Consider the following 24,949-nt stretch of genomic DNA (forward strand, 5'->3'; position numbering starts at 1 on the left):
CTCACAAATTCCCCACCCATCAGCAATCCAAATAATGCTACAATAAAATTCAAATTCATTGATAATGCCACCCATCATAGTATGAAAACACCCATCTTATCGGTCATCGGACACACCAATGTCGGCAAAACCTCGCTCATGCGTACACTACTTAGAGATGCTCAGTTTGGCGAAGTCAAGAATGAGTCTGCCACCACCAAGCATGTCGAAGCTGTGCATATTTTTGGTAAGCATAACAAGCTACTACTAACCCTACACGACACTCCTGGTTTAGAAGATGCCTCAGGGGTTATGGACTTTGTGCAGGCTTATACCAATGGGCGAGATGATGGCATTGAACGACTCTTGGCATTTTTATCGGCAACCGATGAGAGTGATGCTCGCCTAGGCGATGATTTTAGCCAAGAAGCCAAAGTCATTCGCAGTCTGATTCAAGCTGACATTGCCATCTATGTGATTGATGCGCGTGAGCCTGTACTACCAAAATATAAAGACGAACTTGCCATTTTGGCAATCAGTGGCACACCTGTACTGCCTGTGTTTAACTTTATTAAAGGTAATGAAGACAATATGCAGCTATGGCGACTCATGCTGTCTCGGCGTGCCCTATATGTGGTCAATACCTTTGATACAGTGGCATTTGATTTTGATGGCGAGATGGCACTTTGGCAGAATTTAGCGACTTTAAGTGTTGAAAAGGACAGTCTAAACACCCTACAACAAGAACGCCAAGAATCTTGGCAAGACATGGCAGAAGAAGGCTCTCTTATCATTGCTGATTTTTTGGTAAATGTCGCAAGTTTTAGTAAGAAAATTGACGAAAGCCAAGACACCACCCCCACCCTAAATGCCATGCAAAACGCTGTGCGTCAGTCTGAAGATATCATGCAAGAAAAACTTTTGCACCTATATCAGTTTTATAACACCGCTATTGATGAACACGATATTGAGATTCAAGGTCGTGAGCAGGACATATTTGATGGCGAACTATTAGCTCGCCATGGTATTCGCACCGCAGGTGGTAGCATTACAGGTATGGTGGTAGGTGCGGGTATCGATGTGGCAACTTTAGGGGCAAGTCTAGGGCTTGGTACAGCATTAGGTGGTATTATTGGTGGACTTTTGCCCAATACCAATGCCATTCGTGATAAGGCATTGGGCATACAGACCTTAACCATTGATGATGCAACCTTAACTCTACTTGCCACACGAGCCCAAAATCTACATCACGCCTTGCGTCATCGTGGTCATGCCAGTCTGCATGCGGTGGTAACAGACAATCCAAGTGGTAGCTTGCCATGGCAAAGTCATGGGCTACCAACTTCACTAAAAAAAGCTCGTGCTTATCCGCACTACTCTAGCTTAGATGGGTATTATGAAGATAATATTGGATTGCGCCAAGAGCTTAGCGATAAACTAAGCATCACCCTACTAGAGCATTTATCAACGCTTGATTGATGGCATTACAGTCAATAACAGTTGGTCAGTTGGCACTGATGACTTTTAACCGTTCACCTTCAAACAGCTCCATTTCAGGTGCAAGCGTTACCATAAAGCGGTCAAAATACAACAGCTGCTTTAGTAGCAAGGCAAAATCTTGCGGAAAATGAATGCCATGTTTTTTGCCAACATCAGCCATCTCAAGCATCATGGTATTGAGTGCTTCTGGCTGATTATCCTGACCGACTTTGCCAAGCATCCCGTGCAAATCTTCACCCAGTTTAGTAACATCAACTTTTTGATGCGTCATGCCAATCTGTGCCATCGCCTGTGCCATGCCATGATAATCACTGGCTTGCAAGTTTTGTACCAAAGTAAAGCAAGCCTCCAAACTCTTTGGTTCAATTTGCCCAACTAAGCCAAAATCCAAAAAGGCAATCCTACCATCATCAAGCATCATTAAGTTTCCTGCGTGTAAATCCGCATGAAACTCCCCTGTCGTCATCAAGGATAAAAACCAAGTATCCAATACATCGCTCATCACCTTTTGGGCTTTTGTGGTATCTTTGGCAAGTCCAAGCGTCTCATCAACAAGCGATCTACCCACCAGTAAATCCATTGTCAAAACTCGCCTAGTGCTTAGATGATGATGTACAGTAGGAGCAGTTACTTTGGCATTGCCAGTACGAGATAAAAACGCCAAAAACCGCTCAATGTGGCGACTCTCAGCGATAAAATCTATCTCCATAAGCATTCTTTTGCGTATCTCGTCTAAAATTGGGGCGATATTGGCAGTACGCATGACTGGCATCATCTTTTCAATAACCCAAAAACCACCATGAAGCACAGTCAAATCGGTATGAATAATCGTACCTACTTTAGGTTTTTGCACCTTTAATGCCACCTGCCTGCCATCAGTAAGCACTGCACGATGCACTTGTGCAATGCTTGCCGATGCCAATGGATTGGGGTCTATATACTCAAATATTTCATCCAAATCACAAGTTGTCCCAAGCTCTTCACGCAAAATCGCCAAAATCTCAGTAAATGGAACAGGCGTGGTCTGATCAAGACAATCTTGAAAAGCCAGTACATATTCTCTAGGAAAAATTGATGGCGTACTGGCGATAAATTGACCAAGTTTGATGTAGGTTACGCCCATCTGCTCAAAGGCATCTTTTAGCAGATTTGCATCCATCTTTTCACCTTTGGCAACTCTCAGTGCTGACAGCCCTGCCACACTGGCTGTTTTTTGAATACGCCCAAGCACATTTAGCCCTGTGCTAGCAGACTGTTTGATGATGGCAAGCGGAGATGTTTTTATAGGCATAATGGCGTTGATTGTGTTGGTTAAAAAAATTATGATGATTTTTCAAGTTGTTTATTACAGATGGTGCAATGTTCATCTTGAGTGAAGCGTATTTTTTTTAGGCTAAATTCTCGACCATGCCACAGCACAAGTTGATGCTCAATGGGGTTATGATGCCTACCCAAAAAATCCAGTGCCACTTGCGATGCCATGGACGCAATGACAGATACCGTACTGCCAAGCACGCCAGAAGTCGCACAAGTCATCTCATCACCCTTATCTGTACCAAACAGACACTGATAACAGCCTGTTTTGTTGGTAAACAGTGCCAACTGACCCACCTCACCGATTGCCGAGCTGGACAGCAGTGGCACGCCATAAGTTTGGCAAGCTTGGTTAAGCAAATCACGAATGGCAAAATTATCGGTGCAGTCAATCACAAGGTTGGGCAATCTGCCAGCACACTCATCAAATACCCTACCAATATTGTCATTGGTTAGGCGAATGTCAGTTGAGACGATGCGTACCAATTCATTGTGTTTGGCAAGTTTTTGGTGGGCAACAGCAACTTTTGACCGCCCAACATCATCAGTGGTAAAGAGCGTCTGCCTTTGCAAGTTACTCTCATCAATCACATCAAAATCAACCAAATGCAAGCACCCCACCCCTGCTCGCACCAGAATCTGAGAGATGGGACACCCCAAACCACCCATGCCCACAATTAACACATGGCTTTTTTTTAGTTCAAGCTGAGCTGACAAATCCCAATCATCTAAAAGAATTTGCCGAGAATATCTCATGAGTTCAGCATCGCTTAAAACATCGATCATGTCTGATGATTGGCTTGTATTGCCATCTTGCTCATCTATCTCATTTTGATTCATCTGAACATCAACCACGCCATACTCCAACGGTCAATCTGTCGTTACCGCCATAATCACAAACAACAGCAACATCATGATAACCAGAATCCAAGAATAACTGGCGAGTAGCCAATGCTTGGTCATAGCCATGCTCTATCGCCAATAAGCCCCCACAAGTCAAAAATTCCCTTGCCTTTGTAACGATATGAGCGATATCCGCCATGCCTGCGTTATCCGAAACCAATGCAGTCATGGGTTCATGGGTGAGTCGCGCTAAATGCTCATCATCTTTGGCGATATAAGGCGGATTAGAAACAATCACATTAAAACTACCCGATACATCATCAAACCAATCTGAATGTACAAAGCGACAATTATTCGCCTCCAAGCGGTGAGCGTTATTTTGTGCAACCTTTAAAGCTGCCATTGACACATCACACGCCAACACCTGCCAAGTGGGCAATGCTTTAGCAAGTGTAATGGCAATACAGCCTGTACCTGTACCAAGATCCAACAGATTACCCGCCTTGCAAAAGGTTTGGTTACCTATCCATTCAAGCACCACTTCAACAAGCCTTTCTGTATCAGCCCTAGGTATTAAGGTGGATTCATCAACCCAAAATGAACGACCAAAAAATTCCTGATCGCCTGTCAAATATGCAAGTGGCACGCCCTGTGCCATCTTTGCCATGCCTGCTACAAACTTGGCTTGTTCATTAGGTTTTAGTATGTATTCTTCATGGCTAATCAACCAACTACTAGGGCAGTTAAGCACAAAACATAGCCAACCCTGCCACCAATGGCGTGGCAGACTGCCATGTCTATACATTTGCTTGATTTTATGAATACTAAGTGTTGTCATGACTGAGTTTATACCGTCTATGATTCATCTTTTAAGGTAAATTTTTCATCACCAAGTTTAATGTATTTACCCACCAGATATACCAAAAATAGCACAGGCACACCCAACAAGCAGGTAATCAAAAAGAAAGTTGGATAACTTGTTGCTTCCACAATACTCCCTGAATAACCACCCAAAATTTTTGGTGATAGGGTCATCAAAGACGAAAATAAAGCGTACTGCACTGCCGTAAAGCGAATGGAAGTGAGTACCGATAAGAACGCCACAAATACCGCACTCGCCAGACCACCTGCCAGATTATCAGCGATAACTGCAACATACAACATACCCGCTGTCGGCTCATAAAACAAAGCGATGAACAGCAGATTGGTAACGGCAGCCAAGATAGCCCCAACCATCATGGCGGCGATGATTTTCATTCTTTGAGCAATAAATCCACCCAAAAAACCACCCAAAATACTCATGGTTAAGCCCACAAGTTTACTGGCATCTGCAATCTGCACTTTGGTATAGCCCATATCTTGATAAAAGATATTGGCAATATTGCCCGCAACAATGTCCGAGATGCGATACAAACCAATCAATGCCAAAATCAGTACTGCTTTTTTTCCATAAGTATCAAAAAACTCCAAAATAGGCTCAATCCAATTTTTAGCAGCAACTTCTTTAGGAACCAATTTAATCTTAATCAATACATGGGCAACGATGGCAGCCACCAAGACACTGATGATAAAACGCACACTCTCAAGCAAAAAACCCACCAAATTAGAATGCTTGACATCACCAATGATGACATCACCAAAGATACGAAACGCAAAAATAAAACCGACCATACACACGACAAATAGCATCACCAGACGCAGGTTGTTTTTAGCATCTTGTTTATTGACCACCGCCTGATTTGTCAGTACCGACTTCATTTTTGGCTGATTAAATAACAAGAAAATCAAAGCAATCGGTGCAGGAATGAGCATGGCAATCCCGTACATACTGGCAAAATTTGCCACCGCCTCAGAGATGACAAAAGGATGATTCTCCACTTGCAAGATACGCTCACAAATTTGGTTTAATAGATACCAAAGACCGTATAACCCCATCGGAACAAGAGCCACAAGTGCATACCAGCCCATAATTTTATCATTGAGTTTTTGTTTAATGGGCGTTAATATTTGGGTGTGCGGCTCATTGGCACTCAAAGTTGTTAGAACACCTACACCCATCACCAATGCCATAACAAAATAGGTCTGCTTCCATGCAATGTACTGATACATCTCTTCTGTTGAGCCAAAATAAGTCGCCAAATACAAAGCCCCTGCCCCAGAGATGATAAGTCCCAAACGATAGCCAAAGACATACAACGCCGAAAATGCTGTTTGCATGGACTTAGGCACCACCTCAATACGATACGCATCAATAACGATGTCCTGCGAAGCTGATGAAAAGGCAAGTAGTACCGCAAATAGTGCCATCATTTCAAGTGAAGTGATGCTATCAGCATTTGGACTGGTTAATGCCATTAGACAAACCGCCAGAATAATCATAAGCTGTGCAACTAAAAGCCAACTGCGACGCTTGCCCAAATAGCGGTGCAAAAACGGAATGGATAAGCTATCCACTAAAGGTGCCCACAAGAATTTGAATGAGTACGCCAAACCTGCCCAAGCGAACATCGTTACTTTACTTCTATCAATCTGTGCTTCTACAAGCCATATACTCAGCGTTGAAAACACCAAAAAATAAGGCAACCCTGCCGAAAACCCAAGCATCAGCATAATTAAGGCATTTTTTGTCAGATAAGTCTGTTTAAACACCAACCAAGGCGAAGAGTGTTGCATTGTATCAGCCATAAGCAATCCAAGGAGATTCAATCAAATAAGAGTTTGTAAATGTGTGCATATTAGAACAAAATCATGATTTTTGCAAAGTGTATTCACACCAAATCCACCAATTTAGGCATAAAATCAGACGATTTTTTGAATTTTATGCAATTTTGGAATATACTTTTACTTTCTTAGCGGTTTATTTTCCATACCAAATTTTTATAATAAAAATTTTAAAGCCACGCCACAGCTTTGTGAGCATACTTGGATTATTCTTATGGCAATTGACATCGTCATCAATCAGCGTCATTTACAAATTCAGCTTAAGCAACTTGAAACCGTTTGGCACACCATCGTCAATGGCTACAATCTAAGCCAAGCAGCCGAACTATTACACACCAGTCAATCAAGCCTGTCCAAACAAATCGCCGCCCTAGAAAATCAGCTAAAAGCCGATGTATTCACCAGACAAGGTAAACGCTTGACAGGACTCACCCCCATCGGTAAGGCACTTTTGCCACACATTGAAGCAATTTTTGCTGAAATACGCACCATTGAGAATATAAGCCTTGATTTTAATAATGCAGCAGCAGGTACTTTGACGGTCGCCACTACGCACACCCAAGCTCGCTATGTGTTGCCAAAAATCGTCAAGGCATTTCGAGATAAATTCCCCAAAGTCAATCTGGTATTACAGCAAGCCGACCCAGAAACCATTGCCCAAATGGTGATTCGTGGTCAAGCAGATATTGGCATCGCCACCGAATCACTACTGAATAATGACATACTGCGTTGCCATCGCTATTATGACTGGTCGCATGTCGTCATCGTGCCAAAAGACCACGAGCTTGCTACCCTATCAGGTATAGAAAATGGCGTGGACTTACCAACTTTGGCAAGCTATCCGATTGTTACCTATCATGGTGGCTTTACAGGGCGTAATTCTATTGACAAGGTTTTTGCCCAAGAAGGTCTAGTACCTGAGATTGTACTAGCAGCTCTAGACTCTGATGTCATCAGCACCTATGTTTCATCAGGTTTAGGCATTGGTATCATTGCAGAGATGGCATATGAACCCAAACATTATCCTGATTTGATTGCCATTCCCATCACGCATTTTGGGCGATTTACCAGTTGGATTGCAGTGCGTGATGATAGCGAGATTCGTAAGTTTGGGCATGAATTCATTAAACTTTGCCAAGCTCAATTTTCAAACTGATTGGCACAAACTTGATTAACATAAACAATGTGTAATAAACAATTTAGCATAAATAAATCCGCCCAAAAGGACGGATTTATCATGGTTGTGATTCATCAGTAAGTGTCATTCATCATTAGCAGAGCCAATTTTTTTTATGTTTTTTTGCACACTTTTGGCCTCGCCATCAACGGTCGTACCACCAAACCCACCCTTCTTAAAGCCACCACCTTGACCAAAAGGATTGTTCGGATTAACACCGCCCATACCAAATGGATTTTGACCACCCATTTGCTTGGACATCATTTGCATGATTTTATCTTGGTTTTTTAAAGCATAGTTCTTAGCGGCACCCGTCAGCTTTCTTTGTACTGCAGGCATCAATAAAATTACCGCACCAACATCGCTCAATAAACCTGGCAATAAGAATAAGATACCTGCAACACCCTTAGCAACCGAACTGGCAATCTTAGATTCAGCAGGCTGATTGGCAGGATTGGGAATAACGCCGTTTTGCATCTGCTTTACTTGCTGTGCCATTGGATTAAGAGTGCTGGCAGCTTTTTTTATAAGCATCAGACCGATGAAAATCGCTACAATAAACCAAAAGAACACCCACCAACCACTGATGAACTGTGCCGCAAGATACCAAAGCAACATCTCAATAATAAACCAAACCAAAGCAATGCCAACGACTGCACCCATACTCATTCCTTACACAAAATTTTAAAAAAATGCCAAAAATAGGCTATACTATAGACAATTTGGGCAACTGGCAAATTTTTCAAGCCACACACCCAAAGTTTTTTTAATTTTTGTATAGCAAGGCATAACTGCCACCTGCTTCACTCACTAACATATTACACACCCATTATGACCATCATCATCGGCATAGATCCCGGCTCACGCATGACAGGCTACGGCATCATTGACGCTACCGCCGACAAACTGACCTATTTAGATGCAGGTACGATTCGCACAGACAGTAGCGATATGCCCAATCGCATTGCACAGATTTTTGGCGGTATTTCACGCATCGTCCAACACCATCAAAAACACAGCAATCAACCCATGCACGCCGCCATTGAACAAGTATTCATGGCAAGTAACCCTGATTCTGCCTTAAAACTTGGACAAGCTCGCGGGGCTGCTATTGCCGCCTTAACTGCACTGAATTTGAGCGTCTCAGAATATACCGCCCGCCAAATAAAACAGGCAGTGTGTGGCTATGGGGCCGCCGAAAAAGAACAAATCTCAGCGATGGTTTGTCGTATTTTATCATTAGAAATTGTTCCGCAAGCCGATGCCGCTGACGGCTTGGCGTGTGCCATCTGCCACGCTCATTCTAGCCATTCCATGCATAAACTTTTAGGCAATACCGCTCTACTTGGACGCAGTGCTTCTAAGAAAAAAGGTCGTTGGCGATTATCCGAAGAAGATGCATTACACCTAAAAACCTAACCCACTCTCTGAAAAATCATAGCAACCAACAAATCATCCTTAAAAACAAAAAAACACCTAAAATTATGAGGTGCTTTTTTGTTTTTAATATAAAAGTACTACCTGCTAATCATGGATTACTCAACAAGAGACGACTCCACCACACCGTCATAAATATACACAGGGGTATCATGCGTGGCAGTGTTGCCATAGGCTTTTAAGCGGATAATCTGACTAAGGCTTAGGTCATGTTTGTAGCCTTCAATCTTACCATCAAAATATCGCCAAGCACCCGCTCCAATTTTTACCCCATAGTTATCATAGCGTATATTACGGACTTTTAAGCATTCTTGGGTATTATTGGCACAGACGACAGGCTTGGCATCAATCTCCCAATACAGTATGACAGATTCGCCGTATAGCAGGTCAGGCTTTCGCTTTCCTTGCCAAAGTGAAGATTTGCCACGACTACTGATGGCGAGTGTCGCCTGCGTGGCCTTTTTATCTGTGGATATAAAATTCAGTTTTGCTGATTCAAGCGATGTAATGAGTGCATTTTCTGCTTGATGTAGCGAGCTTTCACAGGACTTTCGTGTGGTGATAAGACTTGTTTTGTCTAATGACAAAAGACCATCACTGAGTGTAAATTCACCCAAATGTCTATTACAGCCCACACTAAAGGCAAGTTGATTACCCTTAAAATCAAGGATTGTGTTCGCCAAAAATGGCACCACTTCCTTATCTTCAGTTCGTATCAACTGCCAGTCATATTGAGCAAGCATTTGATTGGTCGGCACAACTGTAGTATCATCCACCGAATCTTTGGCAGTGGCAATGCTGGTTGTATGAATGGTATCATGTGCCTGACAGCCTGCAAGTAGAGCAGATAGCATCAATGGGGCTAAGCTGTATTTGATAAAACTGGTTTTCATGATGGATGCTAATTTTGCCTAAAGATATGGGGTTTTTATAGTGTAGCATGACCAAATGATTGGCTATGTTAGTTTTTAGTTAATATCGTTGTATTTTTATAATGTTTATATCATCAAATTTTTATCTTTTTAAACAAGCCCACATTAAATTTAAGCACACAACTAAACTTGTTGAGATTGATTGGGAAAATTTGCTACAATAGCTTAAATTTTCAATGGATAGTTTCATGACCCAGTCCAACTTTGACAAGCCTTTAAAGACCTTTTTTGAACCCAAAACCTTAAGAGAACTTGATAGTACAGGACATATCTTAATTCCGTCCATACGCTATGAAGAAACCAAAATCCCCAAACAAGGATTAAAAAAATATCTCGCTTACCTACCCGCCATCAGCAAACAGCCCATCTCCATGGATATTGACATGGGCTGTGTGCTACTTAATCAGGCAGGAGAAGTGGTGGACTGTGTACATTATGGGCAGATACGAACCGAAGATGCCAGCGTCCGTCATGGTGGCGATGCACTGGTTGGAGCAATAGAGTTTGAAGATAAATTTATTAATCAAGAACAAATCAGCATATATCTAGATAAACTAGCCGATGACATTCATCATATTGCTATTGTTATTTCAAGTTACCATAAGCATTCATTACATCTTAGCAATAAAGGCGTCGCTGAGCTTAGAGACAATGACGACATTCTGCTACATGAGATTGAACTACCATCTTTGGATAAAGACACACAGGCAATCATCGCTTGGCACCTAAAAAAAGACAATGATGATTGGGTGGTGCATTCTCCGTTAACACCCATTAAGCATGATGATTTGGCAAAAATCCTACACAGTATCAAAGATGTGCTAAATCTGACCGGTCCATCTGGTATGAATTGATTGTCTTACAATCAAGAGCAGACTTTTGGTCTGCTCTTTTATGGCTTATTTAGACATATGATTTGATAAACCCATCAAATAAAATCAGCACGATTTTGTCATAATCATGCTGATTTTATTTGTACTTTATGGGTGTTTTATGCGATGGATCGTTACCACGCCTGCGATAATGCCGACAAGACCGCTTTTAGCATGGACGAGACGGTACTATGACACATACCAATGCCTGAATAGACCTTGCCAGATACATTAAGCTGTACATATGATGCTGCTGCCGAATGTGTTTGGTTGTCGCCAAGCTCATCATCTAGCACACTTGGTGTGGCTTTGGTGTTGATGGCGTGCTCGCTATAATTGGTTACATGAATTTGCTTACCTGTTGCCTTGATTAACCCATCAATAAACGCTGATAACGCCCCATTGCCTTGCCCCATGATTTCCAACACTTCCTCTGGTGTGGCGACTTGACCATTAAAGGAAACCTCCCCACCTTTGTTATTGATTTGGTAATCACTCAATTCAAAAACATCTTGGGTCAAGAAAGTACGAGTAAAAATATCAAGAAGCTCATCGGTTTTTAATTCACGAGCCAACGCTTCTGTTTCACTTTGCACCACTTTTGCAAAGTCAATCTGCGTCCAGCGAGGCAAATCAAAGCCATAATGGCGTTGTAGGATATAAGCTACCCCGCCTTTACCAGATTGGCTATTGATACGCACCACATCTTGATAACTGCGTCCAATATGCACAGGGTCAATGGGCAGATATGCCACATCCCAATGTTGCTCAGTCTCTGGGTGAGCCTCGTTATAATCCAAGCTCTTTTTGATGGCGTCTTGATGCGACCCACTAAACGCCGTAAATACAAGCTCTCCCACATAGGCGTGGCGTGGGTGAATTGGCAAATTGGTGCAATCTGTTACCACTTGAGCGATTTCACTCACTTGCGACAAATCAAGCTCTGGATCTACTCCTTGCGTGTACAAATTCATCGCCATCGTCAAGATATCCATGTTGCCTGTACGCTCACCATTCCCCAAAAGCGTCCCTTCCACACGGTCCGCCCCCGCCATCAGACCCAGTTCACTCGCTGCAACACCACAACCTCTGTCATTATGCGTATGCAAGCTAATGATGACATCTTTACGACTAGGCAAATGACGGCAGAAATACTCAATCTGGTCGGCATATAAGTTTGGCGTGCTTGCCTCAACGGTGGCAGGTAAGTTCAAAATCACTTTTTGACCATTATTAGGCTGCCACACATCACATACCGCCTGACATACCTCTATGGCAAAATCGGTCTCGGTCTGACTAAAGCTTTCTGGACTATACTGAAAAGTCCATTCAGTATCAGGATAGCGTTTAGCAATATTTTTTAGCAAAGTCGCCCCATTAACCGCAATCGCTTTAATGCCTTCTTTATCAAGTTGATAGACCTTATCTCTTTGTACTTTTGAGGTGGAATTATAAACATGGACAATGGCTTTTTTGGCACCTTTTAAGCTCTCAAAGGTGCGTTCAATCAAATGCTCACGAGCCTGCACCAAGACCTGCAAGGTAACATCCTCAGGCACATGACCGCCTTCAATTAGCAAGCGGGTAAAATCAAACTCCACTTGAGCAGCAGAAGGAAAACCAATTTCAATTTCTTTAAAACCGACCGCCACAAGCAGTTTAAAAAACCTTAATTTTTGCTCGATGGTCATGGGGTCAATCAAGGCTTGGTTGCCATCTCGCAAATCCACACTTGCCCAAATGGGTGCTTTTTCTATGCGTTTATCGCACCAAGTACGGTCAAGAATGTGCGGTGCAAATTCAAAAGGACGATACTTTGTAAAATCAAAGGCTGGATTTTTTGGGATGATGCTAGGGGTATTGGCAGATTGACTCATGGCTGATTTTCCTGCATATAATCATATTAAAAAAAGAAATCACTAGACTAATTATATTAGCAAATTTTCACACCAATTTTTACCAATTTTACAAAAATTTTTTATAATTTTTATCAAAATTAACCAAAAATACTATTTTTTATAGTAAAATTCACTAAAAATCACCACATCAACATCATCATGACTAATACCATTATCTTAGATACCACCGACCGCAAGATTTTAAAACTCTTAACCGATAACGCACGCCTACCTGTGGCAGAGATTAGCGAGAGCATTAGCCTATCAGCCACGCCTGTGGTTCGCCGAATCAAACGCTTAGAAGAGCTGGGCATCATCACAGGCTATCACGCCCACACCAGCCCTACCAAACTTGGCTACACGCTGTCAGTATTTGTGGCGGTGAGTATGGATAAACATACTGCCGAACGATTTGACGAGTTTGAAAATCATATCCAAGCCTTTGATGAGGTGGTGTCATGCAGTTTAGTAACAGGACGCACAGAGGACTACCTACTCAAAGTCATGGTCAAAGACATGGCACATTATGAAGAATTTTTACTACATCGCCTAAGCAAAATTGAAGGTGTCAGCCAGTTACATACCAGTTTTGAACTGCGTGAAGTGTTTCGTAGAGATGTGCTATAATATTTAAGTAATTATTATCCCAACTCTTTGTATATAAGGGAGCGTCACCAAAGTGACCCTGTTTCATTTAACAGCACCAAAGAAATATCAAAAACTCAAAAATTACGGTATTTTTATACTTACTTTTTTGTTTTCTGTATTGATTTGTTGGGCAACAACAGGCGGTAGCCCACGCTTTCATGATATTTTATTATTCTGGGTGATTTGGAATACATTGTGGCTAAAGCCCATTATTTTTAAAATAGCAAGCCCCTTAATGCTAACATGGATTTTGTACGCTCCCTTAGGTGCTCAATATGGCTACCCCAACTCTGGCATGATTGCTTCTTTGTTTGAAACAACAAGCAACGAAGCATTAGAGTTCTTTGACGCAACCGCCGTTCTTTATTTTATTGTTGCAATATTATCAACATTATTAACCTATCATTTAACCAAAAATATCACCGCCACCAGCAAACAAAGAAAATTTTTTAACTATTTTGCACTCATTCTACTGGCATTATTTTTGGCAAATATGTTATCTATTAAACACAAACGCATTCACTGGGGCTATTCTGAGCTACTCAGCATCTTCCCTCACACCATCACACAATATAAATTTTATGCTGTCCATAAAGAAAAAATGAAGCAACTTAGCAAGATTAATGATGATTGGGAAGTTGTTGATTTTAAGCCTGCCTATCAAGACTATATACTGATATTGGGCGAAAGTGCGTCAAAGCATTATTTATCCGCCTATGACTACCCTGTGGATACATCACCCTTTTTAAAACAAGTTCATGGTACACAATACAATGGCTTAATCAGTCCTGCAAGCTATACCATTCATGCCATTCCACGCTTATTGACAGTTCCTAGCGAACAAAATGTTGAATATCAAAATAACATTTTAAGTCTGGCAAATAAATTAGGTATGCAGACTTACTGGCTCTCCAATCAAGATAAAATGGGCAAGTTCAATAATGAAATCTCATACATTGCTTCTCATGCCCAAACAAGCTACTATTTGAGCGAAGAAGCCCCTAACAGTACTCGCTATGATTATCAATTATTGCCAAAAATCCAAGCAATATTAGCAACCCCATCAAATCAGCCTAGATTCATCGTGGTGCATTTAATGGGTTCGCACGCTCGTTTTTCTAGACGAGTGGATAATAACAAAGCACATTTTAACTTCAAAAATAATCATTTATCTGCTTATTTATCCAGTATATTACAAACTGATATGCTATTAAAAGACATACATCAATCCTTGATTCAAAATCAAAAACCTTTTAGTATGATTTATGTGTCAGACCATGGGCTACTGCCAACATCTTTAAAGCACGGCATATCGCAATTTAGCTTGCAAGTTCCGCTATTTAAAATATCCAGTAACGATACCCACAAGACGGTCAATGACGACATCATCTCTGGTTTTAGCTTTGTTTGGTTTTTAACCGAATGGCTAGGGGTTGATACACAAAATCAAAAGCAAAATGAATTTCTTAACGATTATCGCATGCACAGCTTAGAAGAGATAAAGATTTTTGATGATTCTATTAAACCATACTTATCCGTAGAGCCATTCAATGGCGATTTATTACAACCAAGTGAAAATGAATATTAAATAAGGCATATATATGAAATACAAATTATCTGTAGTCATGATTGTCAAAAATGAAGCCAGAAATTTAGCAATCAGCCTGCCCGCCCTAGATGACTTGGCAGATGAAATCATCATTTTGGATAGTGGTAGTACTGATAACAGCCGTGAAATTGCCGAAAAGTACGGAGCAAAATGGTATGTTAATACCGACTGGCAAGGCTTTGGCAAACAACGCCAAGTCGCCCAAAGCTACGCCACAGGAGATTGGATTTTGGCAATTGATGCCGATGAAGAAATCACAGCTGAATTAAAACAAAGTATTTTACAAGTCATTCAAAATAAGCCAGACCAGATTGTTTATGGCATAAGAAATATTGACTGTATATTTGGAAAAAATGAAATTGATGTGCCAAATTGGCGTATCAAATCTCATTGGCGATTGTACCCCAAGCACATTCAATTTAATGATAACGCAGTCCACGAATCTTTGGTTTTATCGGATAAGATAGAAACACAAACATTATCTGGCTACGCACGCCATCACACTGCCGAAAGCCCGCTATTTTGGTTAAATAAGCGGTTAAGCTATGCTTTAACTTGGGCAGAAGAAAAATTCCAACATGGTAAAGATGCTTCTTTTTCTTCTATTTTAACACATACGATGGGGGCGTTTTTTAAGCAATATTTACTTGATGGTCGATTCTTAAAGGGGAAGTATGGATATTTATATGCCTTATTATTCATGCAATACACCTTTAATAAATATGCAATTTTATACGATTTAAAGCACAATCAAGCAGAACGGGCGTTTTTAGATTATAATGAACTCACCAAACAACAGCAACCTGTGGACTTATCACAAAAGAAAAGTACACTCTCTTTGGTCATGATTACCAAAAATGAAAGCAAGCATTTACAATCATGCCTAGATACAATACATGATATTGTTGATGAAATCATCATTTTAGATAGTGGTAGCACCGACCACACCAGACAAATCGCTGAGCAATATAGAGCAAAATGGTATGTTAATACCGACTGGCAAGGCTTTGGTAAACAACGCCAACTGGCACAAAGCTACGCAAGCAGTGATTATGTACTGGTATTAGATGCTGACGAAAGAGTTGATGGGTGCTTGCGTCAAGAAATTGTTGAAAAAGTCTTGAATTACCCCATTGAGCATGAAAAAGTCTTTTCGGTATCACGAGTTAATTTATTCTGCGGTGTAGAAACGCAGCCAAGATTTTGGAAAACCAACCGATTGGCTCGCATTTACGCTCGTGAAAAATTTCAATATTCCAGCTTGGAAGTGCATGAATCCCTAGATCAACAAGGTGCACCAAGCAAATTGTTGGCAGGATATTTGCCACATATCACCAATGATAATCTGCACCATTTTTTATTTAAAAATGTCCGCTATAGCCATGATTGGGCGATTGAAGCATATAAGAAAGGCAAGAGGGTTAATATTCTCTCCATCTTTTGGCGAGCATGGTTTTCTTTCATCAAAATCTATTTAATACGGGGTGGTTTTTTATCAGGTACATACGGACTGATTCTTGCGATTGCCTCTTTTGGTTACACATTGGACAAATACCTCATGCTTTGGCAAATGAACAAGGACAATAACAATCAGCACATCAAGGAGCATTAAGGTGAATTCTGCAAATATCACCCCAGTAATCATGGCAGGTGGTAGTGGTACTAGACTATGGCCTCTATCAAGAACCAAATATCCAAAACAGTTTTTAACATTAGGACTAGATCAGCATACCCTATTGCAACAAACCGTACTACGCCTAAAAGAGCTTAATTGCACCGAGTTAATTTTAATCTGCAATGAAGAACACCGTTTTTTGGCAGCTGAGCAGATGCGTGAAATCGGTATTTCTGCAACCATCATTCTTGAGCCAACTGGTAAGAACACCGCTCCAGCTGTTGCTTTGGCGGCATTATATTTACAACGACAAAAAATTGATACAACCATGCTGGTTTTGGCAGCAGATCATGTCATCAAAGATGTAAACATACTGCATCAAAGCATCTTGCACGCCACTCAGCTTGCCCAACAAGGCAGCATGGTCACTTTTGGCATCACACCTACCCACCCCGAAATAGGCTATGGCTATATTAAACAAGGCAAACCTTTCCTAAATGGCTTTTGTGTTGATAAATTCGTGGAGAAACCTACTTATGCCACCGCACAAAGCTATCTACAAAGTGGGGATTTTCTTTGGAATAGCGGTATGTTTATGTTTAAGGCGGACAAGTATTTACAAGAATTAGCAACATACGCACCAGACATATTTGACTGTTGTTCGCAAGCGATAAGCACCACCAAGGCAGACTTTGATTTTATTCGTATTGATCAATCTATTTTTGAAACGTGTCGTTCTGAATCCATTGATTATGCCATCATGGAACATACTCAAAACGCCACTACGGTAACTTTGGATGCAGGATGGAGCGATGTGGGTTCATGGTCAGCACTGTAGGATATTCAACAAAAAAATGATGATGGCAATGTTATTATTGGCGATGTCATCGCTCATCGCAGCCACAATAACTATATTCATGGCGAAAATCGCTTGATTACCCTAGTTGGCGTTGATAATTTGATTGTGGTTGAGACCAAAGATGCCGTCTTGGTTGCCAATAAAGACAACACTCAAGACATTAAAGGTATCGTTGAGCATATCAAAGATAAGGGTCGCCAAGAACACGACATTCATCGTGAAATCTACCGACCATGGGGAAAATATGACAGCATCGATGCTTCAGATCGCTATCAGGTCAAACGCATCACTGTAAACCCAAATCAAAAATTATCATTACAAATGCACCACCACCGCTCAGAACACTGGATTGTAGTAAAAGGCACAGCCAAAATCCACAAGGGGGACGAAAGTTTTTTATTAACCGAAAATCAGTCAGTGTACATTCCGCTTGGAGAAATCCACGCCCTAGAAAACCCCGGTATCCTGCCCTTAGAGTTGATTGAAGTACAATCAGGCAGTTATCTTGGGGAAGATGATATTGTTCGTTTCAGTGACATTTATGGTAGAGAAAATAATGGCAATTCCTAAAATCATTCATCAAACCTATAAAACCGAAAAATTACCACAAACAATACAACCCATCGTTGCTGAGTTAAAACAGAAGAACCCCGATTGGGATTATCGGTTTTATGATGATGATGAGGCTGTTTTGGCATACATTAAAAAACACGACAACGGTCGAATTCTGCAAGCATATCAACGCATTAACCCTGTGTATGGTGCCGCCAAAGCCGATCTATTTCGTTATTTGGTACTATATCATGAGGGCGGTGTTTATCTGGATATCAAAAGCACTTGCGTTCACCCCCTAAATGAGGTCATCAAACCAAATGACACTTTTATCGTTACCCAATGGCAAAATGAAATCGGACAAGCCGAAGAAGGTATTGGTAAATTCTTGTATATAACAGAAAATCTTGGCATTAAAAATGGCGAATATCAACAATGGTTCATTATTTGTGAGAAACACTCTCCAATCATGAAACATGTACTTGATTCGGTCGTGGATAACATCTTAAACTACCGTGCTTGGCACTATGGTTTCCATAGCTATGGTAAGCGTGGTGTTCTTTTTGTAACAGGTCCTGTTGCCTACACCAAAGCCGTTCATGAAGTTCAAAACTTACACCCCATTCGTTTTGTGCGTTTTGACAAAGAAATTGGCTTTGTGTACAGTGCTTTGGAGTCTAGCACTGCACACACCAAGATTCTAAAAGGCCATTATGCCAGACATAAGGGATATATTGTCAATCAAGGCTACTGGATAAATTTTTTATCCACCATTTATATTGCCAGCACCAGACTGTGCAAAAACACATTAAAGTCTCTAGGTGTATTTAAAGAATAGAAAGCAGATTGATGGGTATTGTTGGTCAATAATCGGTTTGCTGTCAACAACCTAGCAAGCTACTACGCCATCAAAACACGCTCCCAAATTTCTCGTACGAACGCCCTACTCTCCTGCCATGCTTCATCATCAACGATGATTTGTTTGTCAGACAGGGCAAGTTCATGCGTAGTCTTACGCAGTAGTAGATAAGTTTGGGTGAGTTTATCGCACCATTTTTCGCTCATCAGCTCCGTCTTTGCCACTTCTTCAAAGATACGCACATTATCCGACCATATGGCAAGATTTGGATACACATAAGCATAAGACAATACCATAAACTGTGCCAAGAACTCAATATCAACCAAACCACCAAAATCTTGCTTAATATGAAACTGGTGGTTTTTGGTGTCTTGTGTACCTAGATGACTTTGCATTTTTTGTCGCATATTTAGTACTTCTTGGCGTACTTGGGCAAGCTCTCTGGGTCTGGTGAGAATGGCTTGGCGAATCTCATCAAACGCAGCCAACACCATTTCATCACCAGCAACCCCCCTTGCTCTTACCAGCGCTTGATGTTCCCACGCCCACGCCTTATGCTGTTGATACAGCTCAAAGGCGTGTACCGACACCACCATCACGCCTGCATTGCCCGATGGTCGAAGGCGAACATCTAATTCATAAGCACGGCCATCACGGGTTTGGGTGGTTAGATAGCTAAGCACTTTTTGTACCAAACGAGAAGCAAACTTCATGCCACTCACCACCTTCACCCCATCGGTATCCGCCTTTTCATCAATATTGTGCAAAAATACCACATCCAAATCCGAAGTATAAGACATCTCGATACCGCCAAGCTTTCCATAGCCAATCACCGCAAAGCCCGAATGTTCGCTATTAGCTCGCTCACCTGTTTGCAATAGTGGATAGCCATGCTTATGCGTCAGCTCATCAAAAGCACGCCTTACCGCTGATTCTAGTACCACTTCAGCAATAAAAGTCAGGCTATCAGAGACTTTCATAATATGTCTTAGTCCCAAAACATCAGCGGTTGCAACTGCCAAGACCTGTGTTTTTTTGAATAATCGGACATTCGCCAAATAACTTTCATCATCAAATCGCTCCACCCTAAGCAAGCCTTGACGCAAAATATCAGTCAGCTCTGCCTTATTGGGCAAATGCAGATAGCGTTTTTGTAAAAAATTATCCAGTAGCATCGGATATAAGGCAAGCTCTTTGGCAATCCAATGACTTGCCGAAAGCATGGGGATAAGTGCCACAGTAGCATTCGGATTTTCTGCAATCATCACCAAATAAATTGAACGGCGACAAATGGATTCTAGCAGAACAATCAATCTTGGCACAGCGACATCAGCACGCTTAGCCCCATCACTTTTTGCATGCTCCAATAAAGCGTGTAAAATAATAGGATAGGCAGCATTAAGCCGTGATTTTGGCTCATCATCTAGGCTGGCTACAAGTTTAGACTGATTGAATTCACTCAACAGCTTCACGCTTTCATCACTTAGCACTGACTGTAAGGATTGCCAAATATCATCAACACTACCTAGCTCTTGGGTGGGGCTTTGACGGTCTGTTACCATGCGTTCAAACGGCACAGACACATTATCCCTATGTTCATCTAGCTTTTGACGAAAAGCACCAATCTCATCAAAACCCATCACCTTAGCGATGGCGAGTAAGGAGAGCTCATCTTGGGGCAATCGTTGGGTTTGCTCGTCATTTCTGGCTTGAATGGCGTGTTCCAATCGCCTCAAGAAGCGATAGGCAGCAGACAGTTTTTCGGCTTCGGTATGCTCTAAATGCCCAAGCGATGACAACACCTCAATCCCTTTTAGACAGGATAAATTATCCCCAAGCACCGCCTGATGACCGCCATAGATCAGTGCAAACGCCTGTACGATAAACTCAATATCACGAATGCCACCCACACCCAACTTAACATTATCCAAATCCTGCCTTTGGGTCTGCTGAGCCACAATCAACGATTTCATCTCTCGCAATGCCCCAAAAGCACTATAGTCAATATAATAGCGATAGACGAAGTTTTTACGCAAGTTAACCAGTTGATCAAAAAATGATGCAGAGACTTGATTAACCACTCTTGCCTTTAACCAAGCAAATCTCTCCCAAGTGCGTCCATGTTGATTAAAATACTTTTCTAAGGCACTGGCTGTCATGACCAATGCCGAACCATCACCCCATGGTCGCAGTCGCATATCCACCCGAAACACAAAACCATCTGCCGTTATTTCATCAAGCAGGCGAATCACGCCTCGCCCCAAATGAGTCATGAATTTTTGATTATCAATGCTTTTTTTGCCCATCTGACTGATATCAGTCTCACCTAGCCCTTTATGAATAAAGATTAAATCAATATCGCTAGATAAATTTAGCTCCATCGCTCCAAGTTTTCCCATGGCAATGATGGCAAATTCATCTACCTGTCTTTTTCCATCAACGATGGTCATCGGCACACCGTAGCGATGGGTGAGCTGATGATAGATATGGTCTTTGGCGATATTGATGCAGGCATTAGCAAAAACAGACAATTCACGCATAAGGTCATCAAGAGTGATTAGCCCAAGTGCATCTTGCCAAATCCACTTTAGCATGAGCATCTGTCGGCATCGTCTTAGCCCCATCATCACATTATCATCACCTTTGGTCATTGTGATGAATTGGTCAACCTGTTTTCTTAACTCATCATCACCAAGCTCATCAAATAATCCATATTGACCCAAGAACGACGGAGCACTTTTGGTGTGCTTATCGTATAAATCTTTAGCAAAAGGACTGGCTAGGGATAGAGTCTGCAACTGAGCTTCGGTTGGTATGAATACGGCTGTCGTCATGGCTATTTTTTACGCAAATTAATTTTTCCCATTTTACACCAAAAATTACGCTATAATAAGCTTAATTTTTAAATCATACAGCAAAAAACATCCTATCAACAGCCATTAGCCATACCATGACCACATTGTTACTTATTACCAATGCCCCGCACAGTCATAAAGCAAAACTCGCCCTAGATACCGCCAAAAAACTACTTGATGCAGGCAAATCCGTACAGGTATTTTTTTATGGCGATGGTGCTTATACCGCAAACCGCCTATTATGGCAGACCGCCGATGTAGTGAGTGTTGCTGATGAGTGGGTAAGGCTTGCACAGACGCACCGATTGCAATTACCTGTTTGTGTTAGTACCGCACTGGCACGAGGTATTACCGACACTCAAAATGCCACACGGCATGAACTAAATGGCGACAACCTACGCACACCCTTTTATCTAGTGGGACTATCCGAACTTGCCATGCAGATTGATGTTTGTGATGAAGTATTGCAGTTTTAATGGTGTTATTTAGCAGACAAGTCTAATACTTTTGGCTAGCAAAATAGCACCAAAATCAGATATTTATAACGGATAAAAAGATGAAATTTTTAATCACCATCAGTACTGATAGCGAGCTAATTAGCTATGAAGCAGTCGCTTTGGGATTCACTTTAGCAAGCTTTGACCATGAAGTGCAGTTTTATTTTACTGGTAATAGCCATCTAGCACTAAACGATAAACAGAGTCGTATCTATGGCATGGTGCAGTCACTTGAATTATATGACATTGCTAAAGCATGGACAGATTTTAGTCATGATACCATCTTTGATGAGATGATTGATGGTCTATTGCTACGCCTAGATGCACCACCAATGACGACAGATTTTGACAGCGTTTTGGAATTTTAAATGACAAGCACAACTCTACAACTAGACGGTGATGGTCATCTTACCGATCACAACACATGGACGCCAGCGGTAGCACAGGCTTTGGCAGATACGCTAGATATACAGTTAGGCGATATTCATTATCGCATCTTAGGCGAAGTGCGGGCATTTTTTGAAAAATACCATCACAGCCCAACCACTCGCCCACTCATCAAGCACTTAACTCAAGCATTGCCTACTGATGATATTAGCAATACCAAATTGCAACAACTCTTTAATACAGGGCTTGTGGCACGCCACATCAATCGCATCGCAGGATTGCCAAAACCGCCTAATTGTCTATAGAGCTACGCTTAATCAAGACGACTGGATAAACGGTGATAGCCAACACTCTCACCAACATCACCAACAAAACCCATCTGTCGCCAAAGTTCATATAAGCAAATAGATACCGAATTGGCAAGGTTTAGACTGCGAGACTGCGGCAACATGGGCAAGCGAAGCCAATTATCTACACCGATATCATCTCTAATCTTCGCTGGCAGACCATCAGTCTCCGAACCAAACACCATCGCAACACTTTCTTCTTGAGCAAGACTAAAATCATGCTCATAAAAGCTATGGCTAAACTTGGTGGTCAATGCTACCACTTGGTCAACACCCATCTCATTTAGCATCTGACGGCACGCCCACCAGTCTTCATGCACTTTCAAATCAGCATATTCATGATAATCAAGCCCTGCTCGTTTTAGCTTGGTATCGTTAAGCTCAAAACCAAGCGGTTTAATTAAATGCAGTTTGGCTCCTGTATTGGCACACAGGCGAATGATATTGCCAGTGTTGTTGGGGATTTTTGGGGTAAATAGGATAATATGAATGGTTGACATGGTTATTATACAGGGTTAATCAAAATATTAATGATTTAAATTCACACAAAATATCATCAATATTCATGATAATCAGTGCAAGTTTGTCGGAACTTCTTGAAACTCAAGCCTAATTATAAAAGAAAATTATCATACAAAAATCAATCACCGCTACTGTTGCTATAATTTTTTGTTCTAACTGGTTGAACACCATGAAAAGTTGCGTTAAGGACATTTTTTTGGAAGCTAGCGATGCCGTTATCAATGGTGCAAAAAAGTTTGACAAAAGATTTAACAAGCTCATCTCACAAAATACCAAAAAATTATTTTTCGGTATCCGTTGTTCATGTGATAGCACCAATCATAAAAATGAACGCACCAAATGATTTACATAGCGAAACCCCATGTTAGTTGGGCTAAGCAAGGTCGCATCATGCACCATAAAACCCTCATGCTGTAAGGGCAGTAGCTCATTATCAATGCTACTAACAAGCAGTCCTGTTCGCTCCTCAAACATCTGTGTTGTCGCACCATGCCTTAGCCTAAGGGCATTCATCATGAACTCAAAGGGCAGACTATCTTCGCTAACTTTCTCAAAGCTCACCATTTTTGGGGCATAGGATGGCATAAAATTCAGATAATCTTTAGGCAAACGAGACTTACTAAACCGATAAATACCATCTGCATGTTCAGCATGATTATATAGTGTTATTTTACCATGTGCACCTGCACCGATTGCCAGATAATCACCAAATTGCCAATAATTCATATTGTGATGACAAGGTCTGTCATTTGCCCCTACCCATGCTGAGACTTCATAATTATTAAAGCCTTGCTCAAGCAGATAACAACGCCCTGCCTCTTCAATGGATTCAAGCACTTCATCATCAGGCAAGGCAGGTGGTGAACGATAAAAAGCGGTGTTTGGTTCAATGGTTAGCTGATACCACGAAATGTGAGTCGCCCCCATCTGCACAGCGGTTTTTAAATCGTGAATGGCCATATTCGCATCTTGATTGGGTAGTCCATGCATCAAATCCACATTCACCCGCTCAAAACCCGCTTGTCTTGCTTGTTTAATGGCATTCATCGCCTGCATGGGATTATGGACACGCCCTAGCGTTTGCAATACCTTGTCATCAAAAGTCTGCACCCCAATAGACGCACGATTGATTCCAATGTGGCGATATGCCTCAAATGGTGAATGTTCAATCGTACCAGGATTGACCTCAAGCGTAATCTCACAATCTGGACGAAAATCATAAAGCTCTCGCAATGCATCAAACAGCCGTTTAAACTGCTCAGCAGGCAGTAGCGATGGCGTACCCCCACCGATAAACACAGATTCAATCTGCCTATCTTGCACAAAAGATAGCTGAGACTGGGCATCTGCAATCAAAGCATCTACATAATCAGCAAAAGGTGCTGATAACAGCGCGCTTTGGTCAGGGCTAGGCAAGGCGTGTGAATTAAAGTCACAGTATGGGCATTTTTTGATGCACCAAGGAATATGGATATATAGCGACAGCGGAATACGCTTGGGTTGTAGCTCTAACAATGGGTTCATTA

General features: G+C 41.6%; 21 protein-coding genes and 1 pseudogene. 12 read left to right on the forward strand and 10 right to left on the reverse strand.

From position 1 onward, the window contains the following. The first annotated feature begins 81 nt into the window (after positions 1-81). On the forward strand, positions 82-1,458 hold the full coding sequence (locus tag ACERC6_RS00765) for a DUF3482 domain-containing protein (protein ID WP_373627346.1): 1,377 nt from the start codon (positions 82-84) through the stop codon (positions 1,456-1,458). Positions 1,459-1,483: 25 nt separating this feature from the next. On the opposite strand, the gene ACERC6_RS00770 is transcribed toward ACERC6_RS00765, so the two are convergent. The 4 genes from ACERC6_RS00770 to ACERC6_RS00785 form a co-directional block, all read right to left on the reverse strand. Next, positions 1,484-2,770, reverse strand: coding sequence for an ABC1 kinase family protein (locus ACERC6_RS00770; protein WP_373627348.1), 1,287 nt, complete (start codon positions 2,768-2,770; stop codon positions 1,484-1,486). A gap of 29 nt (positions 2,771-2,799) precedes the next feature. After that, on the reverse strand, positions 2,800-3,579 hold the full coding sequence (locus ACERC6_RS00775) for a HesA/MoeB/ThiF family protein (protein ID WP_284674581.1): 780 nt from the start codon (positions 3,577-3,579) through the stop codon (positions 2,800-2,802). A gap of 61 nt (positions 3,580-3,640) precedes the next feature. Next, positions 3,641-4,474, reverse strand: a complete 834-nt coding sequence (prmC, locus tag ACERC6_RS00780; protein ID WP_284674414.1) for a peptide chain release factor N(5)-glutamine methyltransferase — start codon at positions 4,472-4,474, stop codon at positions 3,641-3,643. A gap of 17 nt (positions 4,475-4,491) precedes the next feature. After that, on the reverse strand, positions 4,492-6,321 hold the full coding sequence (locus tag ACERC6_RS00785) for an MFS transporter (protein ID WP_373627350.1): 1,830 nt from the start codon (positions 6,319-6,321) through the stop codon (positions 4,492-4,494). Between the two features lie 250 nt (positions 6,322-6,571). Between ACERC6_RS00785 and ACERC6_RS00790 the strand changes: the two genes are divergently transcribed. Continuing rightward, entirely contained in the window at positions 6,572-7,513 is a 942-nt protein-coding gene (locus tag ACERC6_RS00790; RefSeq protein WP_373627351.1) for a LysR substrate-binding domain-containing protein, read from the forward strand. Between the two features lie 105 nt (positions 7,514-7,618). Here ACERC6_RS00790 and ACERC6_RS00795 read toward each other — a convergent pair whose 3' ends face one another. Then, positions 7,619-8,197 (reverse strand): FxsA family protein, encoded by a 579-nt coding sequence (locus ACERC6_RS00795; RefSeq protein ID WP_373627352.1) that lies wholly within the window; start codon positions 8,195-8,197, stop codon positions 7,619-7,621. A 168-nt stretch (positions 8,198-8,365) separates the two neighbouring features. On the opposite strand from ACERC6_RS00795, the gene ruvC reads away from it, so the two are divergent. Beyond that, a complete protein-coding gene (ruvC, locus tag ACERC6_RS00800) occupies positions 8,366-8,953 on the forward strand; it encodes a crossover junction endodeoxyribonuclease RuvC (protein ID WP_373627353.1) in 588 nt (195 codons plus the stop codon). 116 nt (positions 8,954-9,069) lie between these two features. On the opposite strand, the gene ACERC6_RS00805 is transcribed toward ruvC, so the two are convergent. Continuing rightward, complete coding sequence (locus tag ACERC6_RS00805; RefSeq protein WP_373627354.1) at positions 9,070-9,864, reverse strand: META domain-containing protein; 795 nt, start codon at positions 9,862-9,864, stop codon at positions 9,070-9,072. Positions 9,865-10,091: 227 nt separating this feature from the next. Here ACERC6_RS00805 and ACERC6_RS00810 point away from each other — a divergent pair, with 227 nt between their 5' ends. Then, positions 10,092-10,757: a TerD family protein gene (locus ACERC6_RS00810; RefSeq protein WP_373627355.1), complete on the forward strand. Its 666-nt coding sequence runs from the start codon at positions 10,092-10,094 to the stop codon at positions 10,755-10,757. 152 nt (positions 10,758-10,909) lie between these two features. Here the strand turns inward: ACERC6_RS00810 and leuA are convergent, their stop codons facing one another. Further along, a complete protein-coding gene (leuA, locus tag ACERC6_RS00815; RefSeq protein ID WP_373627356.1) occupies positions 10,910-12,652 on the reverse strand; it encodes a 2-isopropylmalate synthase in 1,743 nt (580 codons plus the stop codon). A 180-nt stretch (positions 12,653-12,832) separates the two neighbouring features. Here leuA and ACERC6_RS00820 point away from each other — a divergent pair, with 180 nt between their 5' ends. The 5 genes and pseudogenes from ACERC6_RS00820 (at position 12,833) to ACERC6_RS00840 (ending at position 18,794) form a co-directional block, all read left to right on the forward strand. After that, positions 12,833-13,300 carry an Lrp/AsnC family transcriptional regulator gene (locus ACERC6_RS00820; protein WP_284674406.1) on the forward strand — a complete coding sequence of 156 codons (468 nt, stop codon included), beginning with the start codon at positions 12,833-12,835 and terminating at the stop codon, positions 13,298-13,300. Between the two features lie 256 nt (positions 13,301-13,556). After that, the gene (locus ACERC6_RS00825) at positions 13,557-14,909 is read left to right on the forward strand and encodes a phosphoethanolamine transferase (RefSeq protein ID WP_373627358.1); all 1,353 of its coding nucleotides are present in this window, start codon (positions 13,557-13,559) and stop codon (positions 14,907-14,909) included. A 13-nt stretch (positions 14,910-14,922) separates the two neighbouring features. Then, complete coding sequence (locus tag ACERC6_RS00830) at positions 14,923-16,542, forward strand: glycosyltransferase family 2 protein (protein ID WP_373627359.1); 1,620 nt, start codon at positions 14,923-14,925, stop codon at positions 16,540-16,542. A 31-nt stretch (positions 16,543-16,573) separates the two neighbouring features. Then, positions 16,574-17,974, forward strand: a pseudogene (locus tag ACERC6_RS00835) (mannose-1-phosphate guanylyltransferase/mannose-6-phosphate isomerase). Then, entirely contained in the window at positions 17,961-18,794 is an 834-nt protein-coding gene (locus ACERC6_RS00840) for a glycosyltransferase family 32 protein (RefSeq protein WP_373627361.1), read from the forward strand. The pseudogene ACERC6_RS00835 and the gene ACERC6_RS00840 overlap by 14 nt, the downstream one beginning before the upstream one ends. Positions 18,795-18,856: 62 nt before the next feature. Here ACERC6_RS00840 and glnE read toward each other — a convergent pair whose 3' ends face one another. Further along, positions 18,857-21,649, reverse strand: a complete 2,793-nt coding sequence (glnE, locus tag ACERC6_RS00845; protein ID WP_373627363.1) for a bifunctional [glutamate--ammonia ligase]-adenylyl-L-tyrosine phosphorylase/[glutamate--ammonia-ligase] adenylyltransferase — start codon at positions 21,647-21,649, stop codon at positions 18,857-18,859. A 116-nt stretch (positions 21,650-21,765) separates the two neighbouring features. Here glnE and tusD point away from each other — a divergent pair, with 116 nt between their 5' ends. The 3 genes from tusD (at position 21,766) to ACERC6_RS00860 (ending at position 22,859) form a co-directional block, all read left to right on the forward strand. Beyond that, the gene (gene tusD / locus ACERC6_RS00850; protein ID WP_284674401.1) at positions 21,766-22,146 is read left to right on the forward strand and encodes a sulfurtransferase complex subunit TusD; all 381 of its coding nucleotides are present in this window, start codon (positions 21,766-21,768) and stop codon (positions 22,144-22,146) included. 80 nt (positions 22,147-22,226) lie between these two features. Further along, a complete protein-coding gene (locus ACERC6_RS00855) occupies positions 22,227-22,535 on the forward strand; it encodes a hypothetical protein (protein ID WP_284674400.1) in 309 nt (102 codons plus the stop codon). Next, the gene (locus tag ACERC6_RS00860; protein ID WP_284674399.1) at positions 22,536-22,859 is read left to right on the forward strand and encodes a TusE/DsrC/DsvC family sulfur relay protein; all 324 of its coding nucleotides are present in this window, start codon (positions 22,536-22,538) and stop codon (positions 22,857-22,859) included. A gap of 8 nt (positions 22,860-22,867) precedes the next feature. Here ACERC6_RS00860 and ACERC6_RS00865 read toward each other — a convergent pair whose 3' ends face one another. Both ACERC6_RS00865 and hemW read right to left on the reverse strand, forming a co-directional pair. Next, entirely contained in the window at positions 22,868-23,401 is a 534-nt protein-coding gene (locus ACERC6_RS00865) for a tRNA (cytidine(34)-2'-O)-methyltransferase (RefSeq protein WP_373627364.1), read from the reverse strand. Positions 23,402-23,741: 340 nt separating this feature from the next. Then, the gene (gene hemW, locus ACERC6_RS00870) at positions 23,742-24,947 is read right to left on the reverse strand and encodes a radical SAM family heme chaperone HemW (protein WP_373627365.1); all 1,206 of its coding nucleotides are present in this window, start codon (positions 24,945-24,947) and stop codon (positions 23,742-23,744) included. Positions 24,948-24,949: the final 2 nt, after the last annotated feature.

Origin of the sequence: Moraxella sp. E33BD (assembly GCF_041807865.1) — a bacterium.
Taxonomy (GTDB): Bacteria; Pseudomonadota; Gammaproteobacteria; order Pseudomonadales; family Moraxellaceae; genus Moraxella; species Moraxella haemolytica.

Excerpts from the sequence above, each read along its gene's own strand:
- ACERC6_RS00765 (WP_373627346.1), top strand. The coding sequence starts at position 82 with ATGAAAACACCCATCTTATCGGTCATCGGACACACCAATGTCGGCAAA.
- ACERC6_RS00770 (WP_373627348.1), bottom strand. The coding sequence starts at position 2,770 with ATGCCTATAAAAACATCTCCGCTTGCCATCATCAAACAGTCTGCTAGC.
- ACERC6_RS00775 (WP_284674581.1), bottom strand. The coding sequence starts at position 3,579 with ATGATCGATGTTTTAAGCGATGCTGAACTCATGAGATATTCTCGGCAA.
- prmC (WP_284674414.1), bottom strand. The coding sequence starts at position 4,474 with ATGACAACACTTAGTATTCATAAAATCAAGCAAATGTATAGACATGGC.
- ACERC6_RS00785 (WP_373627350.1), bottom strand. The coding sequence starts at position 6,321 with ATGGCTGATACAATGCAACACTCTTCGCCTTGGTTGGTGTTTAAACAG.
- ACERC6_RS00790 (WP_373627351.1), top strand. The coding sequence starts at position 6,572 with ATGGCAATTGACATCGTCATCAATCAGCGTCATTTACAAATTCAGCTT.
- ACERC6_RS00795 (WP_373627352.1), bottom strand. The coding sequence starts at position 8,197 with ATGGGTGCAGTCGTTGGCATTGCTTTGGTTTGGTTTATTATTGAGATG.
- ruvC (WP_373627353.1), top strand. The coding sequence starts at position 8,366 with ATGACCATCATCATCGGCATAGATCCCGGCTCACGCATGACAGGCTAC.
- ACERC6_RS00805 (WP_373627354.1), bottom strand. The coding sequence starts at position 9,864 with ATGAAAACCAGTTTTATCAAATACAGCTTAGCCCCATTGATGCTATCT.
- ACERC6_RS00810 (WP_373627355.1), top strand. The coding sequence starts at position 10,092 with ATGACCCAGTCCAACTTTGACAAGCCTTTAAAGACCTTTTTTGAACCC.
- leuA (WP_373627356.1), bottom strand. The coding sequence starts at position 12,652 with ATGAGTCAATCTGCCAATACCCCTAGCATCATCCCAAAAAATCCAGCC.
- ACERC6_RS00820 (WP_284674406.1), top strand. The coding sequence starts at position 12,833 with ATGACTAATACCATTATCTTAGATACCACCGACCGCAAGATTTTAAAA.
- ACERC6_RS00825 (WP_373627358.1), top strand. The coding sequence starts at position 13,557 with ATGCTAACATGGATTTTGTACGCTCCCTTAGGTGCTCAATATGGCTAC.
- ACERC6_RS00830 (WP_373627359.1), top strand. The coding sequence starts at position 14,923 with ATGAAATACAAATTATCTGTAGTCATGATTGTCAAAAATGAAGCCAGA.
- ACERC6_RS00840 (WP_373627361.1), top strand. The coding sequence starts at position 17,961 with ATGGCAATTCCTAAAATCATTCATCAAACCTATAAAACCGAAAAATTA.
- glnE (WP_373627363.1), bottom strand. The coding sequence starts at position 21,649 with ATGACGACAGCCGTATTCATACCAACCGAAGCTCAGTTGCAGACTCTA.
- tusD (WP_284674401.1), top strand. The coding sequence starts at position 21,766 with ATGACCACATTGTTACTTATTACCAATGCCCCGCACAGTCATAAAGCA.
- ACERC6_RS00855 (WP_284674400.1), top strand. The coding sequence starts at position 22,227 with ATGAAATTTTTAATCACCATCAGTACTGATAGCGAGCTAATTAGCTAT.
- ACERC6_RS00860 (WP_284674399.1), top strand. The coding sequence starts at position 22,536 with ATGACAAGCACAACTCTACAACTAGACGGTGATGGTCATCTTACCGAT.
- ACERC6_RS00865 (WP_373627364.1), bottom strand. The coding sequence starts at position 23,401 with ATGTCAACCATTCATATTATCCTATTTACCCCAAAAATCCCCAACAAC.
- hemW (WP_373627365.1), bottom strand. The coding sequence starts at position 24,947 with ATGAACCCATTGTTAGAGCTACAACCCAAGCGTATTCCGCTGTCGCTA.